Origin of the sequence: Acinetobacter sp. WU_MDCI_Abxd143 (assembly GCF_025514195.1) — a bacterium.
Lineage (GTDB): Bacteria > Pseudomonadota > Gammaproteobacteria > Pseudomonadales > Moraxellaceae > Acinetobacter > Acinetobacter pittii_H.
In genome coordinates, this window is the sequence record NZ_JAHPTH010000012.1 from 1 (window position 1) to 26074 (window position 26074).

Here is a 26074-nt window from a genome sequence, read left to right on the forward strand (position 1 = left end):
GCAGTTAAAGTTGTTTTACCATGGTCAACGTGACCGATTGTGCCCACGTTTACGTGTGGCTTATTACGTTCAAACTTAGCCTTAGCCATGTTTATAGTCCTCGTTTACGTCGAACACAATTCTGAGCAAAAACCCAGCATCGACATATCGCCAAAAAAATCAAACACCCAATACTTGAAAAGCAGACTAATAAGCCTGCTTTTTAAATCTTTGTAGATAATCTACTAAACTGTATCTGGAGCTCTTATCGAGATTTGAACTCGAGACCTCTCCCTTACCAAGGGAGTGCTCTACCACTGAGCTATAAGAGCGATTATCCTTCGATGGAGCGGGAGACGAGGATCGAACTCGCGACATGCAGCTTGGAAGGCTGCCGCTCTACCAACTGAGCTACTCCCGCACTGTGTTGGTATATATACCACTTCAATCGAAGTTAATGGTGGTGAGAGAAGGATTCGAACCTTCGAAACTTTCGTAGCGGAGTTACAGTCCGCCCCCTTTGACCGCTCGGGAATCTCACCATATCACACTTATTTCAGTGTTGTTCTTTACTTCACAACTACACACCTTTAAGATGGTGCCGGCACACGGATTCGAACTGTGGACCTACTGATTACAAGTCAGTTGCTCTACCAACTGAGCTATGCCGGCTCTTCTTAGTGTTTCGTACGTTTCGTATCGGAACGGTGTGCAGTTTAGCAAAACTTCCAAACGATGCAAGCGGTTTTTTAAAAAAAACCGCTAAAAACTCATAAAATCAATCCGTTTGATGATAATTCAACCGCTTTGATCACTGCGCGAGCTTTTATTTGCGTTTCATTCCATTCAGATTCAGGATTTGAGTCCGCAACCAAGCCCGCTCCAGCCTGCACATACACTTTTTTATCTCGAATAACACAAGTACGGATTGCAATCGACATATCCATTTCACCATGCCACCCTAAATATCCTACAGCCCCACCAAAGACACCTCTTTTTACAGGCTCAACTTCATCAATAATTTCCATTGCACGAATTTTTGGTGCACCCGATAAAGTACCTGCAGGGAAAGTCGCCTTAAATACATCTAGCGCATCGATATCATCGCGAACTTCGCCTTGTACATTTGAAACAATATGCATGACATGCGAATAGCGCTCAATTACCATTTGATCAGTCACTTGAACCTTCCCAATTTTGGAAACTCGCCCAACATCATTTCGACCAAGATCAATCAACATTAAATGCTCTGCGATCTCTTTTTCATCAGAAAGTAAGTCTTTTTCTAAAGCAATATCTTCTTCTTTAGTTTTTCCACGAGGTCTAGTACCTGCAAGCGGACGTACTGTCGCAATACCATTTTCGAGGCGAGAAAGAATTTCTGGTGATGACCCTACAATATGAAATGGCTTTTTATCTGTAATGGTTTGTCCTTGCACCAAAAATAAATAAGGCGAAGGATTTAAATGACGCAAAGCACGATAGACCTGTAGAGCTTCACCATCAAAATCAGAAACCATACGCTGGCCCGGAACAACCTGCATCACATCTCCCGCACGGATGTATTCTTTAACCTTTTCTATGGTCTCAAGGAATTTTTCTTTGCCGGTAATTGATTCAAAATGTGGAGGTGTATGTGGCTTAGCTTGCAAACTTACTGGTGTAGCCAACAATTGCTCTAATTGATCTAACTTTTGTTGAGCATCTTCATAGGCATTTGGCTTGGTAGTGTCAGCATGAACAATTAAGAATAAAGTATCTTTAAGGTTGTCAAACACAATAACCGTCTTTGATAGCATTAACCATAAATCTGGCAATGTAATTGGATCAGCCGCAGGGACATTTTTTAAACGTGGTTCTATGTAGCGAACCGCATCATAGCCCAAATACCCTACTAATCCACCCGTAAAGCTCGGTAAGTTTGGCAACTGTTCAACAGAAGGCACTTTAAACTGCTTCTGGAATTCACGAATATATTGAAATGGATCTTGGCAATCTTGTTGTGTGATTGAGCCATCAGCGTGCTGTATAGATAGAATACCAGCATTACATGAGAACACCGTCGACTCGCCTAAACCAATCATAGAATAGCGGGCCCAATTTTCGCCGCCTTCGACGGACTCAAATAAATAAGCCTGTGTCTGGTCTTTAAAACGAGCAAAAACAGATAAAGGAGTTTCTGTGTCTGCTAAGCGTTGGCGATAGACTGGAATCGTGTTGTAGCCTGAAGCCTTAAGTTGTTCAAATTGCGCTAATGTAGTCATGAATTCTTCTCTAATATGGTTTCGATTTAAAAGGGTGTTTTTCTAGATTCGATTTAGACACGCCATCGAAAAACCATACGCTTATTCATGCTGATCTCCATTTCATTCATTAGATAATTAACTCAGCCAAACTATCAACAACTTGCTGAGGTTGGCAATCATAGATATTTTCTCCATGATTATAGCCATAGCTAACCACAATACAATCAATTCCCGCGCGACGCGCAGCCTCAATATCATTACTTGAATCACCAATCATTAATGATTGTGAAGCAGATATTTTTAGACTTTGCATGCAGTGCAATAATGGCAATGGATGAGGTTTTCTCTCAGGCAAGCTATCCCCACCCAGTACGACTTGGAAATATGGAGAGAGCTCCAAAGCATCAAGTAACCCTTGGGCAAGTTGTACAGGCTTATTGGTAACGCATGCCATTTGTATATTTAAAGTTTTACAATGTTTTAAAAACTCAGTTACCCCAGGGTAAATTTGAGTATTCACACAAAGCTCGGCACTGTAAATATCAACAAATTTCTGCAGTAGAATTTTATGCTGTTCAGCATCTAATTTCCCAAAAATATGAAACAGAACACTTTCACAAAGTTTAGATACTCCCTTACCGACCCATTCTCGTATCTGGGCTTCTGTTATTAAAGGCCAGCCTAATTCTTGCAAGCTTAAATTCATTGATCTATATAAATCAGCAGCAGAATCAACTAGTGTTCCATCCAAATCAAATAAAATTAAATCGCGCTTATTTAGTTGTGCAACAGACATCTTGTTCTTCTCAAAATTAAAAAGGCATGCTTTTAGCATGCCTTGATTGTAAAAGCAGCAAAGGATTATTTAAAGAATAACCATGCTAATACAGCTAAGATTACTAAAATAATAATAGTGATTAAACCAATCGAGGCATTCTTCTGTTGCTCTTTTTCTTCTGCAACACGAGAAACTGGCTCATCAAAAACAATAGGCGTTTGCTGTTGTGCATTGATATCCACACCTTCTGGAATAGGTGCAGGTTTTGGAATAGAAATATTCTGCGGCATACCATCGCGACGAACTTCGACTTCTGCAGCGCGCTCTGCAAGGCTCGGCATTCCTTGATCGCTTAAATCTGGGGATGATGTTGTATGTACAGGCTCGGCTTCAATTTCAGGTAATTCCGTGATTTTCTGTGCAGGCGCTAGTACAGAAAATTTAAAACTAGCGAACTGAACAATATCACCATCATGTAGCTGCTTTTCTTGCTCAATACGAATATCGTTTACAAATGTGCCATTTGATGAATTAAGGTCTTGCACCCATAGCGCTTGATCTTTTAGAAGCAATGCAGCATGGCGACGTGAAATTTCAGCAGCTTGCAACAATACATCGGCATCTTGATGACGCCCTACCAACCTATCACGATCAACATTAATTTCTTGGCCAGTAATTTCACCAGTAATTGCTTGTAGTTTCCAAGTCATGCGTATGTCCTATTCATTTTTTATCAATCATAACATGCTACTACTGTGCTGTGCTTGGGCGCAGTGTCGTTGTTGTTACTGTATTTTTAGTACGATTAACTTCAGGATCAGGTAACTGTAAAGTTTGCTTTTGCACTGCTGGCTCTACGGCTACAGGTGTAGTTATCGTCGAGGTTTTTCCACCCGACGGAACCTGTTGATAGTTTTTTGGCTGAGAGGCAATACTAGGTGGTGTCATCTTTTGATTGTAGACATCATCAACCTGTTCAGGCAGTTTTGCAAAATTACCATTTTTATCCATTGCCAATTGCAAACTATAAAGTTGACTATAGCGCTGCTGAGACAAACGGCGCACATCATTTGCATCGCCTACAATCGTAGGGTGGATAAAAACAAGAAGGTTACGTTTTACATTACTTCTATTATCTGAGCGGAACAATCGCCCAACATACGGGATACTACTTAATCCAGGTATACCTTGTCTTGAAAGTGACGTGTCATCCGACACCAAACCACCAAGCACTACTGTCTGTCCATGCTCAGCCAAAACAGCAGTTTTAATGGCACGTTTACTTGTCACCAAGTCAGCTGCTTGCCCACGACTGTCTTGAACAGCAGAGACTTCTTGTTCTACTTCCAGACGAACTGTACCGCCTTCACCGATATGTGGAATAACTTTTAATGTCACACCAACATCTTTTCGCTCAACAGTTGTATATGGATTGATCCCAGTACTATTGGTAGTAACAGATCCTGTTACAAAGGGAACGTTCTGACCGACAACAATATATGCCTCTTCATTATCCATAGTCACAATAGATGGTGTCGAAAGCAAATTTGATTTGGTATTCGTTTTAAGCGCTTGAATTAATGCACCATAAGCCTTACGGGAATTCTCAAAATTACCCAGCGCCAAAGTTGCCCCATTACCTTTATTAGCACCCCCAGCGATAGCGGATGCAGCCCCAGCTGAACCACCTGATAAATAGCCAGCGGCAATAGAAGATAGACTAGCACCTACATTACTAAAGCTAAGTAAACCAATCCCACTAGATAAGTCACCTAGCGCCCACTGAATGCCAAGTTGATCTGCATCATCTCCTGACACTTCAATAATTGCAGCTTCAATAAGGACTTGCTGACGGCGAACATCGAGCTGCTGAATAGCAGATTCAATTTCACGCATTAATTGAGGGTCTGCCTTAACCACTAACGAGTTTTGCGCATTATCCGCAATAATACTCACACCATTTTGGCTAAAGCTAGAGATACTGTTTTGATTACTATTATTTGAATTACCATTTAAATTAATAGATGGCGTAGAAATTGAGCTACCATTTGAACCAGAGGTATTTGAACTGGAATTCTGGTTATTACCCATCAAATTATTGATCGGATTCGATGTATTAGAAGAACTGTTATTACTATTTGATGAAGAAACAGCTTGCCCCGTCACAAGACCTTGTAAAATCTCAGATAAATTTTTTGCACTTGCATATTTCAAGCGAAAAACTTTTAAACCACCTAATCGATCTGCCGAAGGCACATCCAGCATTTCAATCATATGGCGAATGCGCTTACGCGTTTCAGGATCACCCTTAACTAAAATACGATTGGTACGGTTGTCTGCAATAATACGGATACGTGCACCATTAAAATCTTTAGATGCTCCCGTAGCACTCATTGCCTCCAGTTGAGTAATGATTTCTTCAGCTTGGCTCGATTGGAGGCCTATTGCCTCAATATCATTCTGGCCAGTACCATCTAAATTACGAATAATATTTTCAAGTTGATAAATATTTGCCGCACGGTCCGAAACAATCAGTGCATTAGTCCCTGCAATCGCAGCCATATGTGCAAATTGCGGCATTAATGGACGAAGTGCGGGAATTAAATCATTAGGATTGGTATTTTCAAGCCAAATGACTCGGGTAACAATCTGATCACCACGCAATTTATTTCGCGAATCGTAAGGAATTCCCGAATTTTTAACATTGCTATCCGGAACCAGTTTAATGGTGTTACCCGAAGGAATTGCTACCACTCCATTTACGTTTAAGACTCCAAGAAACAGATCATAAACTTCATTTTTATTGAGGGGTTTATTCGATATTACTGTGACGTTGCCACGCACTCGTGGATCTACTGCAAAGTTTTTACCCGTAATGTCTGCCACTTCATTAATAAAAGCAGTTAAGTCAGCATCACGTAAATTGATCTTCCATGTTTGGGCATAGACGCTGCTGCTCACTGTCGCAATCAATGGGGCTGCTGCAAGTAATGCCCAAAGTGGACGTTGATGATTCAATAAAGCCATAACTTGCGATAATTCCTAACTCTTATGGTGACGTGTTATCACTAAAAATTTTGTTGTATGGTCATCACTTGATCACCACGTTTTATTTCTATTTTCACTTGCCCAGCTCGACGAGCCTGTTCAAGTAACTGCACATCCGTTTGTCCCTGCCCAACCGTTTGACCGTTTAAAGAAACAATCCGATCACCCGGCCTTAAACCTAACTTATTTCGAAGCGCAGTGGGTGTACGTTCTGTAACTTCAAAACCCTCACCAGAGTTACCACTAACACCCATGTCACGTAGATATTGTTCACGGTTGCCTTGCATTTGCTGAATAGCCTGCCCTAATGCCTCTTGAGCCGTATTAACAGGTGCCGATGATTGAGGCGCAGTAGCAGTTGGCTGTGAGGCATCTGGTGTCATAGGCTGATACAAACCATTTGGCAAACCTTTAAACTGGAGTTCACGAGTACTTCCATTACCTTGACGCAATATCACATGATCCCAATAAACTTCTGCCAACTGATAAGAGGTAGAACCTATTGTTTCTCCCACTCGATATCGGTCGGCAATATTGTCTAGCTTAATAACAGCCGAAGAAAAACGGTTCGGATACCCCAGCATCACACCTTGTAATTCTAGGTTGACATTTTCCTGAGCTGCATTGGCTGAAGGTTCATTAAAAAGCGAAAAAGTACTAATGTTAGGAATTTGCGGTTGCTGTGATCCCAACTCGACCCGATCAAACTGCATCATTTGAGGAGGGGCAACTACCCACCAAAATAATGAAGCTAATTTCCAACACAACCATAAAACCAAAAAGGCAAATACAACCACACTTAAACGATCTAATTTTTGCCACTGTAGTTGCTGTAATTTTTCAATCCATACTTTCATTAGTTACCCCCTTGTATTAAGGGTTGACGAGAACTAATGACAAACGTATCTAAACCAGCTTTTCCATCGTAAGATGGGATATTAAGTAATAATCTTTGCGTGAGTTGTACATCAAGCATCATATTGGCATCTAACAAAAGATTCGCCATTTTCTGACTGCGTTGATCGCGTATATCAACTTGCAACTGTCCATTCTGATCCGTTAATTGCCCATTTAAAGAAGGCATATTCATACGGTCTTGACGATCACCGATATTATAAATTAAAGCACCACCACCCCAATGTAATTGACCATCAACTGCTGCGAACCCCTGCTCTTTCTTATAATTAAATTCAATATCTTTCAGTTGAATGCTGTTCGCAGGCCATTGCCAATTCACAATTTGTTTTAATGTTTCAGGTGCAACCTGACCATTCATATTCTTTACAATTACTTTTTTCCCCACACCATAGCCCATTACCCCAGATAACTGGGTATTTCCACTATGGATATCTACATCAGCAGCAAACCTTAATAAAAACAGGTCTAGAGGTCTAGTTTTCCAATGAATCGAGCCTCTTAAATTACCACGCCGCCAATCTGCTTGGCCTTGCCAGATATTTCCACTTACATTGTGTAGAGTTTGATTATTCTTTGAAAATTTAGAAATAAGCCACGTCGCCGGGATCTGTAAAATAATAAAAATTAGAAATGCAATGAGGGCAAAAAACCACCACTTCCATTGCTTAGACTTTTTCTTCATTCAGCCTTACCAACATGCAAATTATCGTCCTTATTTTGAGAGTAGCTCCCTAGTCTGACATTATGCATACTTTTTCAACATCGCCAATTCACTTCATATAAAAAAACCAAGCAATCGGGCTTGGCTTCGGTATTGAGACTATAAGTTGAACGTATGACAAAATCATGAAAACTTAGCGCTCAATGAATTAAATGTATATTTGATCTCAACAATTCATTTAAAGAAGAATTTAAGCACTCATTTTAAAATAATATTTATAGCAAAATTTTGAGATATTTTTATCAATAAAAAAGCCAAGCAAATTTGCTTGGCTTTTTAAATCGGCACTACGATTAGATTAAGAAATCTTCTAGTTTTGCGCCTTTTTCAATTTCAGCAACTAACCAGCGTGGTTGTTTACCGCGACCAGTCCAAGTCTCTTCAGCATTGTTTTTATTGCGGTAACGAGGCTCAACAGATTTACGAGTTGTTTTCTTACGTTTTTGAGCACCAAACTCAAGAAGTTGTTCAACACTGAAACCTACATTTTCAGCAATCTCGATAATTTGATTATAAGCATCTTCGATTGCTTGATCTTTTTTACTTGCAATTAAAGCTTCTGCTTCTTCTTGTAAGCGTTTTAACTCTTCAACAGATAATTCACTGATATCCGGCTTCATTAATAAATACTCCAGTCTTACAGACAATTCAAAATAATACAGACAAAATTTAAAAACATAAAATCAAGACCAATATTATTTATAATCTATTCAATAAGCAATAGTTTGAAAGCCGTGTTCATCAGAATAACTAAAAAAATTACCTTTTAATTACATTATCAATTATAAATGAAATATATTTTATTAATATTTATTTAAGATAAATGTATTAAGTCATGTCCTACTGATTTTTCTAGTTCAATAATTTTTTGTTTTATCTCCTGAGGTATTTCACATTTTCGTTCTGTTAATTTATCCATACATACCAGAACAGCCTCAGCCGTCGCCACGATTTGTTGTTGGGTTTCACTCCACAATATATAAGCCATACGGAATGCGCTATTACGGATCTCTTCCACACGAACTCCTACTTTCAATACATCGGGATAAAAAACAGGTCTTAAATATTTACACTGACTTGAAGCTACAACAGGATATATTTGAGGGGTTAATATATTTATTGCTTCCATATATAAAATACGTGAGCTTTCAATATATCGATAATATTGTACATTATTGACATGACCAAAAGCGTCCATATCTCCCCATGCGACTTTCTGTTCATATATTATCGGGTAGACAGACAGTTCTTTCATTTTTACCTCATATTTTAAACTTTAAAAAATTTGCATCATTTTCAAAGATTAGATTTAACTGTTTGATTAACACTTCATCTTCTTTAAGCGTAGACTTAATACGTAAATAGCTCATTAAAATATTATCTGGATATAATGATAATAATGTTTCAGCTTCTGCTTGACGTCCAGTTGCCATATAGACATGCCATTTTGCAAAGGTTAAAACAGGCAAATTCATATATTGATTTTCAAACTGAATAATTTTTTCTTCAACATCGGCATAGTCTGGAACTTGTTTAAGCAACTGTTGCTGAAACCATAGATAAAATACTTCTGGGTCAAACTGCTCTTTTAACAAGTGTAGTGTTAAAGCCGCATGTTGCATGCTCATATCAGGCATACGTGCTAATAGTTTTAGCCATAACAACTTACTGCTATAAGGTCGAGTTTGAATCTCAGACTCTAAATCTAAATAACGTTGCTGTAAGGCATGTAAGTCATCAATAGAGGCTTGGTCAAATTGCTGAAGAAGTTGTTGCAACCATAAATCACGGTGCTCAGCATCTAATAAGCCATATTTCATGGAACGTAAATATACCCATGGATGTTGCAGCGCCAATTGCCCCCATAAAGCCGTTAATCTTTGCTGGTAAGCAGTTTCTATTTCTTGTAACCACGGTGATAACTGGTGTTGATATAAAAATTCGAGATGAGTTAATGCACGATCAGCTTCATTTTCGGCTAAAAAGATTTCAATTCGCTGTAACTCTGCCAATTCAAATGCCATCGGTGGTGATTGATCAAGAGCAGCCAATGCTTTTGGATAGTCCCCACTTAAAACCAGAAACTTGGCATCGATAATATTTTTTAAAAGCCCTGATTGAGTAAAAACACGCTCAATAAATACACGTTGATCTTCGGCCGCTTCTAACAACCAAACAATACCTAATTGTTCATAAGGATGAAGGTTTTTAAACTGAAAGATGTTTTCACTTTTTCTTTGCTCACGAGATGAATAACGCTTAACCCACAGCCATATAAGTTGAGCAATAAAGCTCATCACCACAAAAGTAAGGGTTAACCCCCAGACATTTGTTTGCAACTGCAATTGTCGCCAGTAAATATAGACATACCCCATTCCATAGCCATAACTAAATAAAGCTAGGGCTGCAAAGAGTATTAAGCTGATGACGAAATAAACCCACAGGAGGTGTTTCATATATCCTCCTTATGAGCCAATTAGCCCAAGTGTAGAGAGTTTAGGAACTGGCACCACAGATAAATGTGCCACTTTAGCAATACGTTTTTTTAACTGCTGACTGGTTGCATCAGGCATTTCATCTAGTTTTTGCATCACAGATTGCAACTCATTTTGATACTCAGTCATTTTTCCTTGATTGAGAGCCTGTTCGGCAATTAACAATCTTAATTGCACTTCTTTAAGCACCACACTGCGATTCATTAAATTAATAGAAGGAGTTTCTACTTTTTCTATACGGAACCATTTTTTCCACCAAGACACTGTCTCGGATTGATCCATTTCAAGTTTAGGTTGAGCTAAGGCTTGTTGAATATTTTTATCAATATTCTGCAATAAGTCGTCGATTAATTGATGACGTTGATTTTGAGCCAAAGTGAATTGTTGAACTGCCTGTTTATCCTGCTCAAGTGATTGATTCAAGCTATGTTGTAATGCAGGGGCAATTTCATAGTGCACAAGCGATTGCTGTAACTGATTTAATTGATCAACTGCATAAATCAACTGCTGCTGGTCAATCGCAAATTGAATTAAATCTAATTTTTGTTTAATTAAAACTGTAGGTGCAATACCTGTCGGTGGAGCATCCGGTTGAACTACTGAATTGGTTTTATTCCCTGTACTTACGGGTTGATTCTGCAACTGTCGCTGTAAAGCAACCAATTGATCATTTAAATTGGCATAGTGCTGTTCGGATTGCAGCAGACTTTGTTTAAGCTCGGGAACAGTACGAGAAATTTGCCACATATCGTAACTGAGCTTAGCCAACCAAGCCATGCCCAGTAAAATGATGATAGAAACAAGTTTTCTCATACGAATCCTTATAATGCCTGAATGTGATGAATCATCCCCGAAGGCGATAAATTTTCAAGTTGAATAATGTGAAAATGAGCCGGTTGCTGATCACGATACTCTTTAACAATTTGAAAAAGACGAGGTCCTAAAACTAGATATACACAATCAGGTTGTACATTATTTTTTGAACAAAGCTCTAACCAATACTTCCAGCTCGCTTCACTGGTAATTAAGACGAGCCATTTATTTAAATTATAATTTGAATTCTGTGTCAGATGTTTGAATGTAGAATATGAAGCTTCTGGGCACTGCCGATGATATAGAACAAAATTTAAAATCTGAATTCCTTGTTGTTGCAAGGTCTCCATCATAAATTGACGTCCACCTTCTCCCCGCCAAAAACCCACACTCCCCGTCTGTTGCATATTGTGCAGAATAGGTAGGTTCAACATCCCTTCAGAAGTTTCAACATCGGGAATATGTGCTTCTATTCCATATTCATTTAAACGATTGGCTGTTGCCTTTCCTACCGTAATCCACTGTATATGTTTTAAATCACTGAGCTTTAGACCGCTTTTTTCTAAATACTTCATGCCCACCTCAACAGCAGTTGGGCTGACCACAACAATAGCTTGAGCTTTACTTAATTGCTGGTAAAGCTGAAGTAAGTGTTCGGAAAAGGGTTTAGCAACGAGCTCTAAAAGAGGTAAAGACTCAACCTGATAACCTTCATTTTGCAAAGCATCTGTTAATTCAGCTGCACGAGAATCAGGTCGAGTATTAATAAACAACATGGTTTAGTAGAGGGCCTTTAATAGCTCGCCCGCACCTTGATCAAGTAAGTTTCGAGCAAGGTTTTCGCCCAATTGATGAGCATTGCTGGCTTCATCTGTCAGTTCAGCACGTAATAATGTTTGTCCATCAGGGCTTCCGACACGCCCTTCAATATGGATTTTTCCATTTTGTAGTGTTGCATAACCTGCAATTGGGACCTGACAACCACCTTCAAGATAGGCATTAAATGCACGTTCAGCACGTACACATACATCTGTCTCTGGGTGTAGAAGTGGCTGAATTAAAGCCAATACATCTTGGTCAGCTGCACGGCACTCTAAACCTAATGCACCTTGTCCCACAGCAGGCAAACTAATATCTGGTGTTAAACAATGACGGATACGTTCTGACAAACCTAAACGCTTCAAACCGGCACTCGCTAAAATAATCGCATCGTATTGACCTTCATCTAGCTTCGCTAAACGTGTACCAACATTTCCACGCAAGTCAATAATTTGCAAATCAGGGCGTTGTTTTAAAATCTGAGATTTACGACGCAAGCTTGATGTGCCCACTTTTGCACCTTGCGGTAAATCAGCAAATTTTTCAAATTGATTTGAAACAAAAGCATCTAATGGATCTTCACGTTCACAAATTACTGCCAAGGTTAAACCTTCAGGCAAAGCCATTGGTACATCTTTCATTGAATGTACAGCTAAGTCTGCACGCCCATCTAAAAGTGCTGCTTCTAACTCTTTAACAAACAGCCCTTTGCCCCCAATTTTTGCTAAAGGCGTATCTAAAATTTTATCGCCCTGCGTGACAAATTTAACCAATTCCACCGTTAAATCAGGATGAAGCTCCTGTAAACGGGCACGAATATGTTCTGCCTGCCAAAGAGCAAGTGGGCTTTGTCGTGTAGCAATTTTCAAGGTTTTCATAAATTCAAGCATGGGCTGGTCAAACAATACACCCTAAACTTAACTTGATCCCTTAAAATTGCAAGTAAAATCTCGCAAGTCCAAGATAACTCTTTTAAATTTAGAGCTGATGAATTCGCTCTCTAAGCGTAGACAAATGTCGACGGCTCACTGAAAGTCTTTCATCAAGACCGCGTAATCTAACCTGATATTGCCCTGAACTAATCAGCTCCAACCCATCTAAATATGCGACTGCAACCAACGCATTTCGATGAATACGAATGAACTGATCTGCGAATTCGGTTTCAAGCTCTTTTAATGTTTCATCTATTAATACACTGCCATTTTTATGTCTCACAGTGACATATTTCTGATCTGCTAAAAAGTAATAGATATTTTCAACAGGAATCAGTTCAACACCACGATAGGTTTTTGCGGCAATTTGATGACGCTGTGTTTTTAAATCTTGTAAAAGCTCAGAATTCGGTAATGCATTGAGCTGTGCTTGAGTAAGTTGGGTTAACTGACTTAAAGCTTGCTCAAGTTCAACTGGATCAATCGGTTTAAGAAGATATGCCTGAGCTTGAGATTTAAAAGCTTCCAATGCATGCTGATCGTAGGCGGTACAAAATACAATCGCAGGTCGAGGATTGAACTGGCTTAACTGTTCTGCACAGACAAGACCATTCATACCTGGCATTTGAATATCAAGTAAAATTACATCCGGTTGATGAAGCCGTGCCTGTTCCAAGGCCTCCTGTCCATGATGAGCCGTTGATACAACTTCATGTCCCATCTTTGAAACTAAACGTGACAATCGTTCCACTGCAAGTGATTCGTCATCACAAATTAGCACCTTCATTCATCCTCCTTGTCACCGTTAACTTGATCCATTTTTTTATGGTTAACTCTGACTGACTTATTATTTTGTTTGATATTGATAGCTCATAATAGTGGTATATAAGGCTTCACCTTTATAAACCTGAAATCTAACGGTGTTCCCATAATATGCTTTCAGGCGTTGTTTTACATTTTCAAGGGCGATTCCATGCCCTTTCCGTGAATTTATTGTATCGTCTGTATATGGGTTGGTAATGACTATACTGACTTGATTTTGCAATATTTCAACCAATACCCCTATGGTTGCTTTACCCATCATTGGTTCTACCCCATGAAAAATACTATTCTCTAACAAAGGCTGTAATGTCAATAAAGGAATAGTGACCTGTTTTAATTGCACAGGTGAAAGCTCAATTTTCCAATCTACTTTTAAACGCTCCCCCAAACGCACCTGCTCAATCATTAAATATTGTTTACTGAGCTCAATTTCTTCATGCAGACTCACCAACTTTAATTCTTGGAAACTCGCTCGAAATAAACGCGATAGGCTAATGAGCATACTTTCTGCTTTATCTGGATCTATCGCAATTAAACTCACCACATTATTTAGACTATTAAATAAAAAGTGAGGGTGAATTCTCGCTTGCATGGCCTGAATACGAGCATTTAATTCTGCATATTGTTGATGCAGCCACTGCTCTCTGACATATAAATAGCGTAAGCAGAAAGCTCCCAATAATATTCCATAGCTTAGATATAGAGGTATATTAGTAAAATAAATGCTCCAGCCCTGTGTTAGATAAGCATGTTTATTAAAAAGACCAAACTGAAAAAAATTACTCATTAAGGTGGTCAAAACAACAATACCTTGTAGCATGACAAAGCCAATAGCTAAGGCAAACTCTTGACGTAAGCTGCTAAAAAAACCTTGAAAGCGTTCAACTAAAGCAAAAAAGGATAAGATTGCCCAGTTAATAAAAACGATATATTGTAAAAGTCTCCCCCCGCTCAAGGCTTGCCAAGACTGCGCTTCAGCCAATGCCAAGCCCAGTGCCAAAACATTACTTGCGATAATTAATTCGAATAAGTGTTGCCAACGCCCATTTTTCGTAAAAAAATAGGAAGAATTTTGATTTCGGTATGCTGTAGGAAACAACTTTGTTTGTTGAGCTTCGGCAAGTGATATACTCTTTTTTATTTTACTGAGCCACCATGACCACATCTTCAAATCCCCCTAATTCAGTAACCCCAGACCAAACCTCAGGTATGTGGGGTGGTCGTTTTTCTGAAGCGACAGACGCTTTTGTAGCCGAATTTACCGCCTCTGTTCAGTTTGACCAACGTTTTTATAAACAAGACATCGCTGGTTCGATTGCGCATGCTACCATGCTTGCGAAAGTTGGCGTACTGACAGAAGCAGAACGCGATGACATTATTGAAGGTTTAAGCACCATTCGCTCAGAAATTGAAGCTGGAAACTTTGAGTGGCGCATCGATCTTGAAGATGTTCACATGAACATTGAATCACGTTTGACTCAACGTATTGGCATTACAGGTAAAAAATTACACACAGGCCGTAGCCGTAACGATCAGGTTGCTACTGATATTCGTCTTTACCTACGCGACGAAATTGATGATATTTTAAAATTATTAGAACGTTTACAAAAAGGCTTGTTAGGCTTGGCTGCCAAAAATGTAAATACGATTATGCCAGGCTTTACACACCTACAAACTGCTCAGCCTGTGACTTTTGGTCATCACTTGTTAGCATGGTTTGAAATGTTAGTGCGTGACACCGAACGTCTTCAAGATTGTCGTAAACGTGTTAACCGTATGCCACTTGGTTCAGCTGCTCTTGCTGGTACAACTTATCCGATAGACCGTGCTTATACAGCAGAACTTTTAGGTTTTGAAGCTGTATCTGAAAACTCTCTTGATGCTGTATCTGACCGTGACTTTGCCATCGAATTTAATGCAGCTGCAGCACTGATCATGATGCATTTATCACGTATGTCAGAGGAGCTCATTCTTTGGACTTCTGCACAGTTCAAATTTGTGAATATTCCTGACCGTTTCTGTACTGGCTCATCAATCATGCCACAGAAGAAAAACCCGGATGTTCCAGAACTTATTCGTGGTAAATCTGGCCGTGTATTTGGTGACTTAATTAGCTTACTTACGCTCATGAAAGGTCAACCATTAGCATATAACAAAGACAACCAAGAAGACAAAGAACCATTATTTGATGCAATCGATACGGTTCGTGGTTCACTGATGGCATTTGCAGATATGATTCCTGCATTGATTCCAAATATTGAAATCATGCGTGAAGCTGCACTTCGTGGATTCTCAACTGCAACCGATCTTGCTGACTACTTAGTGAAAAAAGGTGTTGCTTTCCGGGATGCACATGAAATTGTGGGTAAAGCAGTCGCATTAGGTGTTGCAGAAGAAAAAGATTTATCTGAACTCACACTTGAGCAATTACAACAATTCTCTGACTTAATTACAGCGGATGTGTTTGATAAAGCTTTAACACTTGAAGCTTCTGTAAATGCTCGTGATCATATTGGTGGAACTTCTCCAAAACAGGTTGAAGCTGCAATTGCGCGTGCCCATACACGTTTAGAACAGTTATACGCTTAAGGATAAAACATGAGTCGCCAAGTATTTTGCCGTAAATATCAAAAGGAAATGGAAGGTTTAGACTTCGCTCCTTTCCCAGGTGCTAAAGGCCAAGATTTTTTTGAAAATGTTTCTAAGCAAGCATGGCAAGAATGGTTACAGCATCAAACTACGCTCATTAATGAAAAGCGTTTAAACGTGTTTGAACCAGAAGCTAAAAAGTTTCTGGAAGAACAACGTGAGAAATTCTTCAATAATGATGAAAGCGTAGAAAAAGCTGAAGGCTGGAAACCAGAATAATCGGTTTTTTTAGCTTATTCAGTATTAAAAAGGCGGGTCTATATACATAGATCCGCCTTTTTTTACGTGAAACTTACACAAACATAAAAAGCCTTACATAGAGCGCACAGGACTCTACATGACATCAAAAAGCGAAGAACTTAATATCACTCTATAGCAAGAAGAACACGATCCCTGTCGTGTTTATGCACTTGATTTTCTGTCCTGAACTTCCCCCCAAAGTTCGGGACATTTTTTTATCTATTATTTTTAAAAATAAAAAGGCCTTGTTTGAAACAAGGCCTTTAAATATTTCAGCTCAAGATTACTTTTCGTGGACTTTGGCTTCAATTTCTTCAATTTTGGTATGACGAGCATCAAAGCCTTTTGCCATATAAATCACTTGCTCAGCAATGTTACGCGCATGATCACCAATACGCTCTAATGAACGTAAAACCCACATGACATTAATCACACGAGCAATATGGCGCGGGTCTTCAATCATATAGGTCATTAATGTACGTGTTGCTGATTGATATTCACGGTCAATGTCAGCATCCGCTAAAAGTACACGTAAAGCTTGATCTGCATCTAAACGTGCAAAAGCGTCAAGTGCATCATGAATCATGACACGAACTTGGTTACCAATATGACGTGTTTCCATGTAACCACGCGGTGACCCGCCTTCTTCACACAGGTTTTGTGCAATACGGGCAATTTTTGCAGCTTCATCACCAATACGCTCAAGGTCAGTATTGGCTTTGCTCATGGCAATTACCATACGTAAGTCAATCGCTGCTGGATGACGACGCGCCAAAATTAATGTTAAGCCTTCATCAATATCACGTTCATATTGATTGACTGCATTATCTTTAAATTGAACATCAATCGCTAAATTTGCGTCTGTATCAAGTAAAGCATGAATTGCATTGGCAACCTGTTGTTCGACCAAGCCACCCATGGTCATAAACTTTGTGTTTACATCTTGCAAATCTTCATTAAATTGAGAAGAAATATGATGGCTTAACACCGGATTACTCGGACTCAAGGGAAGCCTCCAACATGATGGCGCGGGAATAAAATGATTGAGCATTAAAACACAGCAATCATTAAGTTTTTATGACAAAATTAAATTTCAGATAAAAGCATTCAATTACTGATAAGTTAACCAGCTATTAAGCTCGACTAGATCTTTTTCACCTAACTGGCCTACCGCAGCTTTTAAACGAAGCACATTCAATAAATAGTCATACTGAGCATTAAGATAATCCTGTTTTGCAGAAAAAGCATTACGCTGCGCCAATAAAACATCAACCATACTTTTTAAGCCTTCGTTATAACTCGCTTTTGAAGCTTGAGAAACTAAAGAAGATGAATCCATTGCGGCCTTTCTTGCTTCAAGTTTGGCTTGATCTGTGTCGACCTGCATAAAGGCACTTTTCACATCGACATTGGCACGGCGAATAGCTGCATCAAGTTGTGCCTGCGCTTTACTGGCTTCTATAGTGGCTTTTTTAATTGATGTTCGGGTCCGTCCACCATTAAATAGATTCCAGTTCATTTCTACCCCGACCTGATCAAATTTTCCGTCAGTAGAAATGAGTGTCTCTGGTGTTTGTTTAGTATAGCCATAGCTTGCTACAGCATCTATTTGAGGATAAAGCGCTGCCTTTTCGACACGGCGCTGGTCCTCACTATATTTTTGCTGTAAGCGGGCTTGCTGAATTTTTAAGTTTTTTTGCTGCGCCAAAGAAAGCCAGTCATTAAGCTCTGCTGGATAAGGCTTTTGAAAATTAAAATCACTTCGCAGTACAGCAAGTTTATCTTGATAAGAACCAATATATTCAGACAGCTGCTCTTGAGCTAAAAGTAATTGAACATTGGTTGAAATACGATTGGCTCTGGCATTTTGATATTGAGCATTGGCTTCACTCACATCACTACGTGCCACCAACCCTTCTTTGAGTTTGGCATTCATCATATTGAGCTGTTCAAGCAAAGCCTTTTCTTCTTGTAAGTATGCAACACTCAATGCCTGCTGACGCAACACATTAAAATAGGCTTCTGCCACATTTAAAACATGATCTTGTTTTTGCAGTCTTAAGGTAATTTCACTTAAGGCAACCGAAGTTTTAACTTGCTTATAACCTTCCCAAGCATCCATTCGAAATAATGGCTGACGTGCAGTGAGAGTGGCTTGTCGAGTCGTTGATGTATTACTTACCAAAGCATCTGACAGGCCTTCTTGATCAACACCCGGAAAGTTTGAACGTTTTACAGTTTGCCGATTACGAGTAATGTTTCCAGACAATGTGACAGTGGGTAATAACGCTCCTGTTGCCAAGCCTAAATTAAGTTGATCTGCTTCAAATTGTTGTTGATTGGCTTGCCACGCTGGGTCATTTTTTTTTGCGCGCTCATAAGCTTCAACCAAATCTAGAGCAAAACTCGAAGATGCAAAACTCCAAAGGCCAACAGCGACCATTAATTTTATTTTCATTGTTCAAATCAACGATAAAACTTGCCTTTAAGACTAAGAAAAATTCAAATCAAACTCAAGCCATTAAAAGTTTTAGTTTTTTAAGCGTTCTTAGTTTTTGACAAGATTAAAATACAAATAAAAATCAAAAACATGCCTATCCAGCCTACCCATGAAACATGCTCGCCAACCAAAACAATCGCAAAAATCGCAGCCACTAAAGGTTCAAATAGAGTTAAGGTTGTCGCTTTGCTGGCATTTACTGTTTTTAGACCAAATCCAAAAAGTAAATAACCCAAAAACATAGGAATCAGCATCATATAGCCAGCCACAAGTAGATTGGTTGAGCTTTGTAGTAACCCTCCACCTGTAATCAACAAAGTAGGCAGTAAAATAACCGCTCCACCGCCCATAATCATACCCATTGCAGCTTTAGCAGCAACACCCCGATCTATTAATCTTTTTGCAGCCCATGAATAAAGCGAATAAGTTGTAGCAGCGACCAGCCCAAGAAAAATACCGAAAAATTTATTCCATTGATTTGTACTCTCTTGAACCGCATGACTTTCGCCCATCGACAACATACTTACACCAAGCACACCGCACACAAAACTTAGAAACCAGATAGCCGATAAAGCTTTGCGATCAAAGAATCGTTCTAAAATTGCTGCGATTAGTGGAGCAGTACCAATTGAAACCACGGTGCCAATCGTAATACCTGCATAATACATTGAAGAATAAAAAGCCAAGGGATAAATACCCACCGCCGCTATGCCTAAAAGCAGTATTGAAATATTTTCCCTTATAAACTGGCTGTTTTCGCGTATTGCTCGTGATGCAACCAAAGCTTGTAAAAGGCCTCCACCGCCCATCGCTACAGCGCCAATAGCAAGTGGGCCAAGTGTCGGTGCAAATGCTGCCGCCGTACCTGTTGTTCCCCACAAAACAGAAGCAACTAAAATTGCAATTGTGCCTCCATAGCTACTATTTTTAATGAGGCTAATCATGTGGACATTCTCTATTTAAAATGTCTTCTGCCATTTGTTTTGCTAATAGAAGTTGACGACTATTTCCTTCTAAGCCTGCTCTTGCCATAGAACCTTCTAAAAGAAAAGAAAGCTGCGTAGACACATAACTAATCCGCTGTGAGTCTGGTATCAATTTTTTTAAATGCTCAGCAACAATAGCTTCTACTTCTTCTTTATGCTGCCTTACCGAACTACGCCCTGCACTATTCGCCGGAAACTCTGCGGCAGCATTCAACAACCCACAACCTCGAAAACCCTTTTCATAGGCAAATTCCGCATGGTCTTGATAGGCATCAAACACAGCTAAAATGGCTTCTTTAGCTGTGTTTGTTTTTTCTAAACGCTTTTGATAGAGGTCAAGCCACTCTTGATGGCGTGCAGTAATGTAAGCATCAACAAGATCTCCTTTTGAAGAAAAATTATTATAAAGCGACATCTTCGCGACATCTGCTTTAGCCGTAACTGAGTTGATTCCTGTTGCAGTAATGCCATCGTTATAAAACAAGGTTGCCGCTGCATCGAGAATTTTCTGTCTTGCTGTTTTATCATTCATAGCTTTTACTTAAGTAGACCGACCTACATAATAATAAAGATTTCTAACAATGATGCAATCTTTTTAAGCGTTATAATTTGAGCAATATTAATTTCTATAAAAGTACAATGATGAAAAAAGTTCTAATAATGAGTATGTGCGGTGCACTACTTTTAGCTGGATGTAATAAAACCTCTCAACAAGATCAGGCTGTATCTAAAGAGCAAAAACCAACTGAACAAAAGGCGTCTCAAAAACAAGACAGCGGTTGCTTACAAATTATGGTAGCCATGCACACGATTAATCAGAACAGTAAAATAGAAGACTTAAATCAAATTAATGAAAAGCTTAAAACCTGTGTTCCTTTGTTAAAAAATGAGGAACAGCTTAAGCTAATTGATGCATCAACAACCATGTATCAACGTTTTATTAAACAAGACTATACTGAAAAAACAGGGAGAGCTTTTGAAGCATTTGGCTATGCCATTTTAGAACATAAACAACAAGACCTTAAAAAGGTGATTCAAAGTCAGAAAAAGCTCTTCGCCCAACTGAGCCCGCGTGATCAATATTTACTTCAGCATGAAGGCCAAGCCTACATTGAACTGCTTTATCAAGGCGAAGGCATGTTTACCTATCGACGTCAGCCAATCTATTTAGTTGATGTTTTTTCTAAAGCCTTACCCGTTGATCAAAAAGAGTTTTTAACGCGTATGGCGAAAGACAATCAAAATATTTTTTATAACGATGGTGCGTTGGCTATTTCATGGAAAGAACTCACTGAACGCGCATTGTTTTGGGAAAAATTTATTCAAAAATATCCAAAGAGCCACTTTATTAATGATGCCAAATTACTCTTTAACGAATATCGCTATTTTATTTTCTTTGGCTTAGACAATACGCCGGTGTCAGATGAATATGCGCCGAACACATGGTTTGATAAAGATGCGCTTCAGCAAATTAGGTTTCTCTCTACACAAAATGAGTCGAGTTTAGCCAAACCTGCTCAACTGTTTCTTAAGTTTATTGCTACGCCTATCGATGAGCGCAATAAGCAATTTAAAATAGATTTAAATGATAAAAATGGTGATAAAAAATCAAATTATCAGATGACTCATGAACAGCTTGAGCAGCTATTAAAATTTGATTCGCCATGGAACACGGAAGTCTATCGTGACTGCCATATGGATGCGGTTTGTATAGATACAAATTGACAATGCCAGCCAGCCTAAAACATGTTAGTCTGTAAATCGCTTGACGGAGCGCGAGTAATAGCTCGCTGAGATTGTGTAAATTCCGTGTTATCGCAACACAAGTTTGATCACAAGTACCGTTGAACCTGATCAGGTTAAGACCTGCGTAGGAATCAAGCCATCTGAAAACTTAAGCCTTAAATTTATCTCATAAAGATAAATCTGCCATCGTTTTTGGTCGTGCTTGATTCGTTGATGTTATTCATAAGGATCATGTGATGAACCAGTTAACGAATCTTTCTTCTGCTGAAATTTCAGCACAACATGAACAAGATGCAAAAGATTTAACTCGCATCTTACCCGCTTCTAAAAAAGTTTATATTGAAGGCTCTCGCCCTGACATTCAGGTTCCAATGCGAGAAATTTCTTTAACCGATACCCCTACCGGTCTTGGCGGTGAACATAATCCTCCTATTATGGTTTATGACACTTCAGGTGTTTATACCGACCCAAATGTTCAAATTGATTTAGACAAAGGTTTACCTTCAGTTCGCCAAAACTGGATTGAAGAGCGTAACGATACTGACGTACTTTCTGGCTTGACCTCAAAATTTGGTCAGGAACGTTTAAAAGACATTCGTACCGCTGATATTCGTTTTGCGCACATTCAAAATCCGCGTCGTGCCAAAGCTGGTAAAAATGTCACTCAAATGCACTATGCCAAGCAAGGTATTATCACACCTGAAATGGAATATATTGCAATTCGTGAAAATCAACGCCAGCGTGAAGGTGTTGATATGCGTCAACATGCTGGTCAGAATTTTGGTGCAAAAAACTTAAAAGAAATTACACCTGAATTTGTTCGCCAAGAAGTTGCTGAAGGTCGTGCGATCATTCCTGCCAATATTAACCACCCAGAACTTGAGCCAATGATTATTGGCCGTAACTTCTTGGTTAAAATTAATGCCAATATTGGTAACTCAGCACTTGGTTCTTCAATTGACGAAGAAGTTGCAAAAATGACGTGGGCAACCCGTTGGGGTGCCGACACCATTATGGACTTGTCGACAGGTAAAAACATCCATGAAACACGTGAATGGATTATTCGTAACTCACCTGTTCCAATCGGCACAGTACCGATTTATCAAGCACTTGAAAAAGTTGATGGCGTTGCAGAGGACCTGACTTGGGAAATCTTCAAAGACACACTGATTGAACAAGCTGAGCAAGGCGTTGACTACTTCACGATTCACGCAGGTGTATTACTTCGCTATGTACCACTTACAGCAAACCGTTTAACAGGTATCGTATCTCGTGGCGGTTCAATCATGGCGCAGTGGTGTCTAGCGCATCATGAAGAAAACTTCTTATACACTCATTTCGATGAAATCTGTGAAATCATGAAAGCTTATGACGTTTCATTTAGCTTAGGTGATGGCTTACGTCCAGGCTGTATTCAAGATGCAAATGACGAAGCACAGTTCAGCGAACTTAAAACTCTAGGTGAGCTGACTCACCGTGCATGGGAACATGATGTTCAGGTCATGATTGAAGGCCCTGGTCACGTACCAATGCACATGATTAAAGAAAACATGGACCTTCAGCTAGAAGTTTGTAAAGAAGCGCCATTCTATACGCTTGGGCCTTTAACAACAGATATCGCTCCGGGTTATGACCACATTACCTCTGCAATTGGCGCAGCCATGATTGGTTGGTACGGCACAGCGATGCTTTGTTATGTGACACCAAAAGAACACTTAGGTTTACCAAACAAAAAAGATGTTAAAGACGGAATTATTACCTACAAGCTTGCAGCACATGCTGCCGATCTTGCGAAAGGACATCCGGGTGCTCAAGTTCGCGATAATGCTTTGTCAAAAGCACGCTTTGAGTTCCGTTGGGATGATCAGTTCAACTTAAGTCTGGACCCTGACACAGCGCGTAGTATGCACGATGAAACCTTACCAAAAGAGGCTCATAAATCTGCTCACTTCTGTTCAATGTGTGGTCCAAAATTCTGTTCAATGAAAATCACTCAGAATGTCCGCGACTATGCCAACAATCTCACCAATAGCGATTCAGAGGTTGAAGAAGGCCTCAAAGCGATGAAAGAGGTTTATCAGGAGCAAGGACAAAAACTGTATCATAAAGTGTAAATATTCAAAAAAAACACTTGCCTAGCCATGATTCTCGGTTAGGATGAAATAAATAGATTTCGTCCTGACCGAATCATGAGTATTGTTGAACGTCCAAGTTATACATCTAAAGATGTCGAAGTAACATCACGTGAATCTCTATTCCGTGGTTTTATTCAAGTTGAAAAAGTCAGCCTTCGACATCGTCTATTTAATCAATCTGAATATACTCATGTATTGCAGCGTGAACTCGTTCATCGGCCTGAAGCAGCTGGTGTACTACTCTACAACGATCAAAAACAACAGTTTGCACTGATTGAACAGTTCCGTGTTGGGGCTTTAGATGATCCTCAATCACCGTGGCAGCTGGAAATAATTGCAGGCGTGTTAGATGGTGATGAATCACCAGAAAGTTGTATTCGACGAGAGAGCCTTGAAGAATCAGGTTGCGAAGTTCAAAATTTAGAGCATCTATTTAGCTTTTACCCGTCAGCTGGTGCTTGCTCAGAATTATTCCATCTCTATGTTGCTGAAACTGAATTACCCACTGAAGGGGGGGTATTTGGCGTAGATGATGAGGGGGAAAATATTCAATTACACTTATTTAATTATAGTGAAATCCAGACTCTACTCGACAGCGGACGTTTAAGAAATGCTCCTGTCATTATGGCATTACAATGGCTGGCCCAACACAGCAAAACGATAATAAACCCGAAGAGGTAGGACGGTGACTTTTCAAGTCTCAACACTTTCACAAAAAGACCATGTCATTATACAAATTACCGATACCCACCTATTGGAGTATCCGCACTTAGAATTTGTGGGTATGAATCCTGAAGAAAGCTTTCATGCCATTATTCAACAGATACTTAATAAACATCCTGAAATTGATGCAATTATCCATACCGGGGATCTAGCTCAGGCACCAACGCCTATTACCTACAACCGTTATATTCAATATATGCGAACGCTTGGTCTCCCCTTTTTTCAGACCTTAGGTAATCATGACAATGTTGATCATTTCCCATTGCACAAAGAGAATCATCAGGAACCTGTAGTTATTTGCTTAGGGAACTGGCGGGTTATTTTATTAAATAGTGCGGTAAAAGGTCATATTGATGGACATCTATCAGCAGAACAGCTAGACAGCTTAACGGCTTTACTTAAAGAGTTTGCAGACAATCCGATTTTGCTGGCTTGTCATCATCACCCTTTTGCCATGAAGTCAAAATGGATTGATCATCACAAGTTACAAAATTCTAATGCCTTGCTTACTACCTTGGCTCCATTTAAAAATGTAAAAGCTTTAGTCTGCGGGCATGTTCATCAAGACTCAATAAACACTTGGCAAGGAGTTGAATTTTTCTCTACACCCTCGACAAGTGTGCAGTTTAAACCCTTTAGCAATGATTTTGCTTTAGATCAAAATGCTCCCGGCTACCGTTACATTCGTCTAAAAAACGATGGTAGTTTTGAAACAGAAGTCTTCCGTCTTGAAAATTTTCAAGGGCATATAAACACTGATATTTCAGGCTATTAGCCCTATTTCTTATATGCTTATATATAATTATGACTGGGGTAAACACGTTTTGAAAATATTTACGGGTCGGAATGACTATCATCTTGCAGGAAAAATCTATATGATGACGACCCGATGGGAAAATCCCATCGATGGTTTTCTATAAAAACACTTGCATATCACCATATTTTTTGCGTATAGATAATACGTGTATGATGAGGAATGCCCTATTATGGCGAATGACAACCACAACCAAGTTTTGGATGAACATACAGAAGTTGTAGTGGAAGGTGACAAAGCTTCTGCAAAACGTGCACGTAAAGTGAAACCTAAAACTTCTGACATAGGCACAACTGCAAGTTTATTTGGTATTGCACCTTATCAACCTAAGAAAAATGAAGAGTACATGTCTGAAGGACAGCTCGAGCATTTCCGACAAATTCTGCAAGCATGGAAAGCTGAATTAATGTCTGAAGTTGATCGTACTTTAAATACGATGCAAGACGAATCAACTGCACTGCCAGATGTAAACGACCGTGCTACCCAAGAAGAAGAATTTGCAATTGAATTACGTACACGTGACCGTGAACGTAAGTTAATTCGTAAAATCGAACAATCTATGGAAGCTATTAAGAATGAAGACTACGGTTTCTGTGAAACTTGTGGTATTGAAATCGGCTTACGTCGTTTAGAAGCACGTCCAACTGCAACTTTATGTATTGATTGCAAAACTTTGGCAGAAATCAAAGAGAAGCAAAATAACGGTTAAT

The 26074-nt window shown here is 39.4% G+C and carries 26 protein-coding genes, 4 tRNA genes and 1 riboswitch; of the genes, 7 read left to right on the forward strand and 23 right to left on the reverse strand.

Features of this window, described 5'->3' with window-relative positions; all coding sequences use genetic code 11:
* The 19 genes from KTI79_RS16160 to KTI79_RS16250 all read right to left on the reverse strand — a co-directional run.
* Positions 1-89 (reverse strand): GTP-binding protein (locus KTI79_RS16160; protein WP_072292276.1); only part of this gene is annotated, 89 nt, incomplete at its 3' end.
* A gap of 147 nt (positions 90-236) precedes the next feature.
* A tRNA-Thr gene (locus KTI79_RS16165) sits at positions 237-311 on the reverse strand.
* A 13-nt stretch (positions 312-324) separates the two neighbouring features.
* A tRNA-Gly gene (locus KTI79_RS16170) sits at positions 325-400 on the reverse strand.
* 37 nt (positions 401-437) lie between these two features.
* Positions 438-521, reverse strand: a tRNA-Tyr gene (locus KTI79_RS16175).
* 54 nt (positions 522-575) lie between these two features.
* A tRNA-Thr gene (locus tag KTI79_RS16180) sits at positions 576-651 on the reverse strand.
* 98 nt (positions 652-749) lie between these two features.
* Positions 750-2243, reverse strand: coding sequence for an anthranilate synthase component I (gene trpE / locus KTI79_RS16185; RefSeq protein WP_032055585.1), 1494 nt, complete (start codon positions 2241-2243; stop codon positions 750-752).
* A 109-nt stretch (positions 2244-2352) separates the two neighbouring features.
* Positions 2353-3021: a phosphoglycolate phosphatase gene (locus KTI79_RS16190; protein ID WP_032055587.1), complete on the reverse strand. Its 669-nt coding sequence runs from the start codon at positions 3019-3021 to the stop codon at positions 2353-2355.
* 65 nt (positions 3022-3086) lie between these two features.
* Positions 3087-3713 (reverse strand): FHA domain-containing protein, encoded by a 627-nt coding sequence (locus KTI79_RS16195; protein WP_032055588.1) that lies wholly within the window; start codon positions 3711-3713, stop codon positions 3087-3089.
* A 40-nt stretch (positions 3714-3753) separates the two neighbouring features.
* The gene (gene gspD, locus KTI79_RS16200) at positions 3754-6030 is read right to left on the reverse strand and encodes a type II secretion system secretin GspD (protein WP_032055589.1); all 2277 of its coding nucleotides are present in this window, start codon (positions 6028-6030) and stop codon (positions 3754-3756) included.
* Positions 6031-6071: 41 nt separating this feature from the next.
* Positions 6072-6908, reverse strand: coding sequence for a type II secretion system protein N (locus tag KTI79_RS16205; RefSeq protein WP_086375833.1), 837 nt, complete (start codon positions 6906-6908; stop codon positions 6072-6074).
* Positions 6908-7651: a type II secretion system protein N gene (gene gspN / locus KTI79_RS16210; protein WP_032055592.1), complete on the reverse strand. Its 744-nt coding sequence runs from the start codon at positions 7649-7651 to the stop codon at positions 6908-6910. The genes KTI79_RS16205 and gspN overlap by 1 nt, the downstream gene beginning before the upstream one ends.
* A 332-nt stretch (positions 7652-7983) precedes the next feature.
* The gene (locus tag KTI79_RS16215; protein ID WP_000801427.1) at positions 7984-8310 is read right to left on the reverse strand and encodes an H-NS family nucleoid-associated regulatory protein; all 327 of its coding nucleotides are present in this window, start codon (positions 8308-8310) and stop codon (positions 7984-7986) included.
* Between the two features lie 194 nt (positions 8311-8504).
* On the reverse strand, positions 8505-8945 hold the full coding sequence (locus KTI79_RS16220) for an acyl-CoA thioesterase (RefSeq protein ID WP_032055594.1): 441 nt from the start codon (positions 8943-8945) through the stop codon (positions 8505-8507).
* Between the two features lie 7 nt (positions 8946-8952).
* Entirely contained in the window at positions 8953-10146 is a 1194-nt protein-coding gene (locus KTI79_RS16225) for a membrane protein (protein ID WP_032055595.1), read from the reverse strand.
* Positions 10147-10155: 9 nt separating this feature from the next.
* Positions 10156-10998 (reverse strand): hypothetical protein, encoded by an 843-nt coding sequence (locus tag KTI79_RS16230; protein ID WP_032055597.1) that lies wholly within the window; start codon positions 10996-10998, stop codon positions 10156-10158.
* Positions 10999-11006: 8 nt separating this feature from the next.
* Positions 11007-11774, reverse strand: a complete 768-nt coding sequence (locus KTI79_RS16235; protein WP_032055599.1) for a uroporphyrinogen-III synthase — start codon at positions 11772-11774, stop codon at positions 11007-11009.
* A 3-nt stretch (positions 11775-11777) separates the two neighbouring features.
* The gene (hemC, locus tag KTI79_RS16240; protein ID WP_032055600.1) at positions 11778-12695 is read right to left on the reverse strand and encodes a hydroxymethylbilane synthase; all 918 of its coding nucleotides are present in this window, start codon (positions 12693-12695) and stop codon (positions 11778-11780) included.
* A gap of 100 nt (positions 12696-12795) precedes the next feature.
* A complete protein-coding gene (locus KTI79_RS16245) occupies positions 12796-13536 on the reverse strand; it encodes a LytR/AlgR family response regulator transcription factor (RefSeq protein ID WP_032055602.1) in 741 nt (246 codons plus the stop codon).
* Between the two features lie 60 nt (positions 13537-13596).
* Entirely contained in the window at positions 13597-14736 is a 1140-nt protein-coding gene (locus tag KTI79_RS16250; protein ID WP_032055605.1) for a sensor histidine kinase, read from the reverse strand.
* Between KTI79_RS16250 and argH the strand changes: the two genes are divergently transcribed.
* Complete coding sequence (gene argH / locus KTI79_RS16255; RefSeq protein WP_032055606.1) at positions 14727-16160, forward strand: argininosuccinate lyase; 1434 nt, start codon at positions 14727-14729, stop codon at positions 16158-16160. The genes KTI79_RS16250 and argH overlap by 10 nt on opposite strands.
* A gap of 9 nt (positions 16161-16169) precedes the next feature.
* Entirely contained in the window at positions 16170-16439 is a 270-nt protein-coding gene (locus KTI79_RS16260; protein WP_000089995.1) for an oxidative damage protection protein, read from the forward strand.
* A gap of 304 nt (positions 16440-16743) precedes the next feature.
* On the opposite strand, the gene phoU is transcribed toward KTI79_RS16260, so the two are convergent.
* The 4 genes from phoU to KTI79_RS16285 form a co-directional block, all read right to left on the reverse strand.
* On the reverse strand, positions 16744-17466 hold the full coding sequence (gene phoU, locus KTI79_RS16265) for a phosphate signaling complex protein PhoU (RefSeq protein ID WP_003654470.1): 723 nt from the start codon (positions 17464-17466) through the stop codon (positions 16744-16746).
* Between the two features lie 105 nt (positions 17467-17571).
* A complete protein-coding gene (locus KTI79_RS16270) occupies positions 17572-18903 on the reverse strand; it encodes a TolC family outer membrane protein (protein WP_086375834.1) in 1332 nt (443 codons plus the stop codon).
* A gap of 95 nt (positions 18904-18998) precedes the next feature.
* Positions 18999-19904, reverse strand: coding sequence for a DMT family transporter (locus KTI79_RS16280; RefSeq protein ID WP_032055610.1), 906 nt, complete (start codon positions 19902-19904; stop codon positions 18999-19001).
* Complete coding sequence (locus KTI79_RS16285; RefSeq protein WP_032055611.1) at positions 19897-20478, reverse strand: TetR/AcrR family transcriptional regulator; 582 nt, start codon at positions 20476-20478, stop codon at positions 19897-19899. The genes KTI79_RS16280 and KTI79_RS16285 overlap by 8 nt, the downstream gene beginning before the upstream one ends.
* Positions 20479-20585: 107 nt before the next feature.
* On the opposite strand from KTI79_RS16285, the gene KTI79_RS16290 reads away from it, so the two are divergent.
* The 5 genes from KTI79_RS16290 to dksA all read left to right on the forward strand — a co-directional run bounded on the left by KTI79_RS16290 (position 20586) and on the right by dksA (position 26073).
* Positions 20586-21671: a hypothetical protein gene (locus KTI79_RS16290; protein ID WP_032055613.1), complete on the forward strand. Its 1086-nt coding sequence runs from the start codon at positions 20586-20588 to the stop codon at positions 21669-21671.
* A 34-nt stretch (positions 21672-21705) separates the two neighbouring features.
* Positions 21706-21840: riboswitch (TPP riboswitch) on the forward strand.
* 88 nt (positions 21841-21928) lie between these two features.
* A complete protein-coding gene (gene thiC, locus KTI79_RS16295) occupies positions 21929-23806 on the forward strand; it encodes a phosphomethylpyrimidine synthase ThiC (RefSeq protein ID WP_086375835.1) in 1878 nt (625 codons plus the stop codon).
* Positions 23807-23881: 75 nt separating this feature from the next.
* Positions 23882-24508, forward strand: a complete 627-nt coding sequence (locus KTI79_RS16300) for an NUDIX domain-containing protein (protein ID WP_032055615.1) — start codon at positions 23882-23884, stop codon at positions 24506-24508.
* A gap of 4 nt (positions 24509-24512) precedes the next feature.
* A complete protein-coding gene (gene cpdA / locus KTI79_RS16305; RefSeq protein ID WP_032055616.1) occupies positions 24513-25325 on the forward strand; it encodes a 3',5'-cyclic-AMP phosphodiesterase in 813 nt (270 codons plus the stop codon).
* Between the two features lie 211 nt (positions 25326-25536).
* On the forward strand, positions 25537-26073 hold the full coding sequence (dksA, locus tag KTI79_RS16310; RefSeq protein WP_002121205.1) for an RNA polymerase-binding protein DksA: 537 nt from the start codon (positions 25537-25539) through the stop codon (positions 26071-26073).
* Position 26074: the final 1 nt, after the last annotated feature.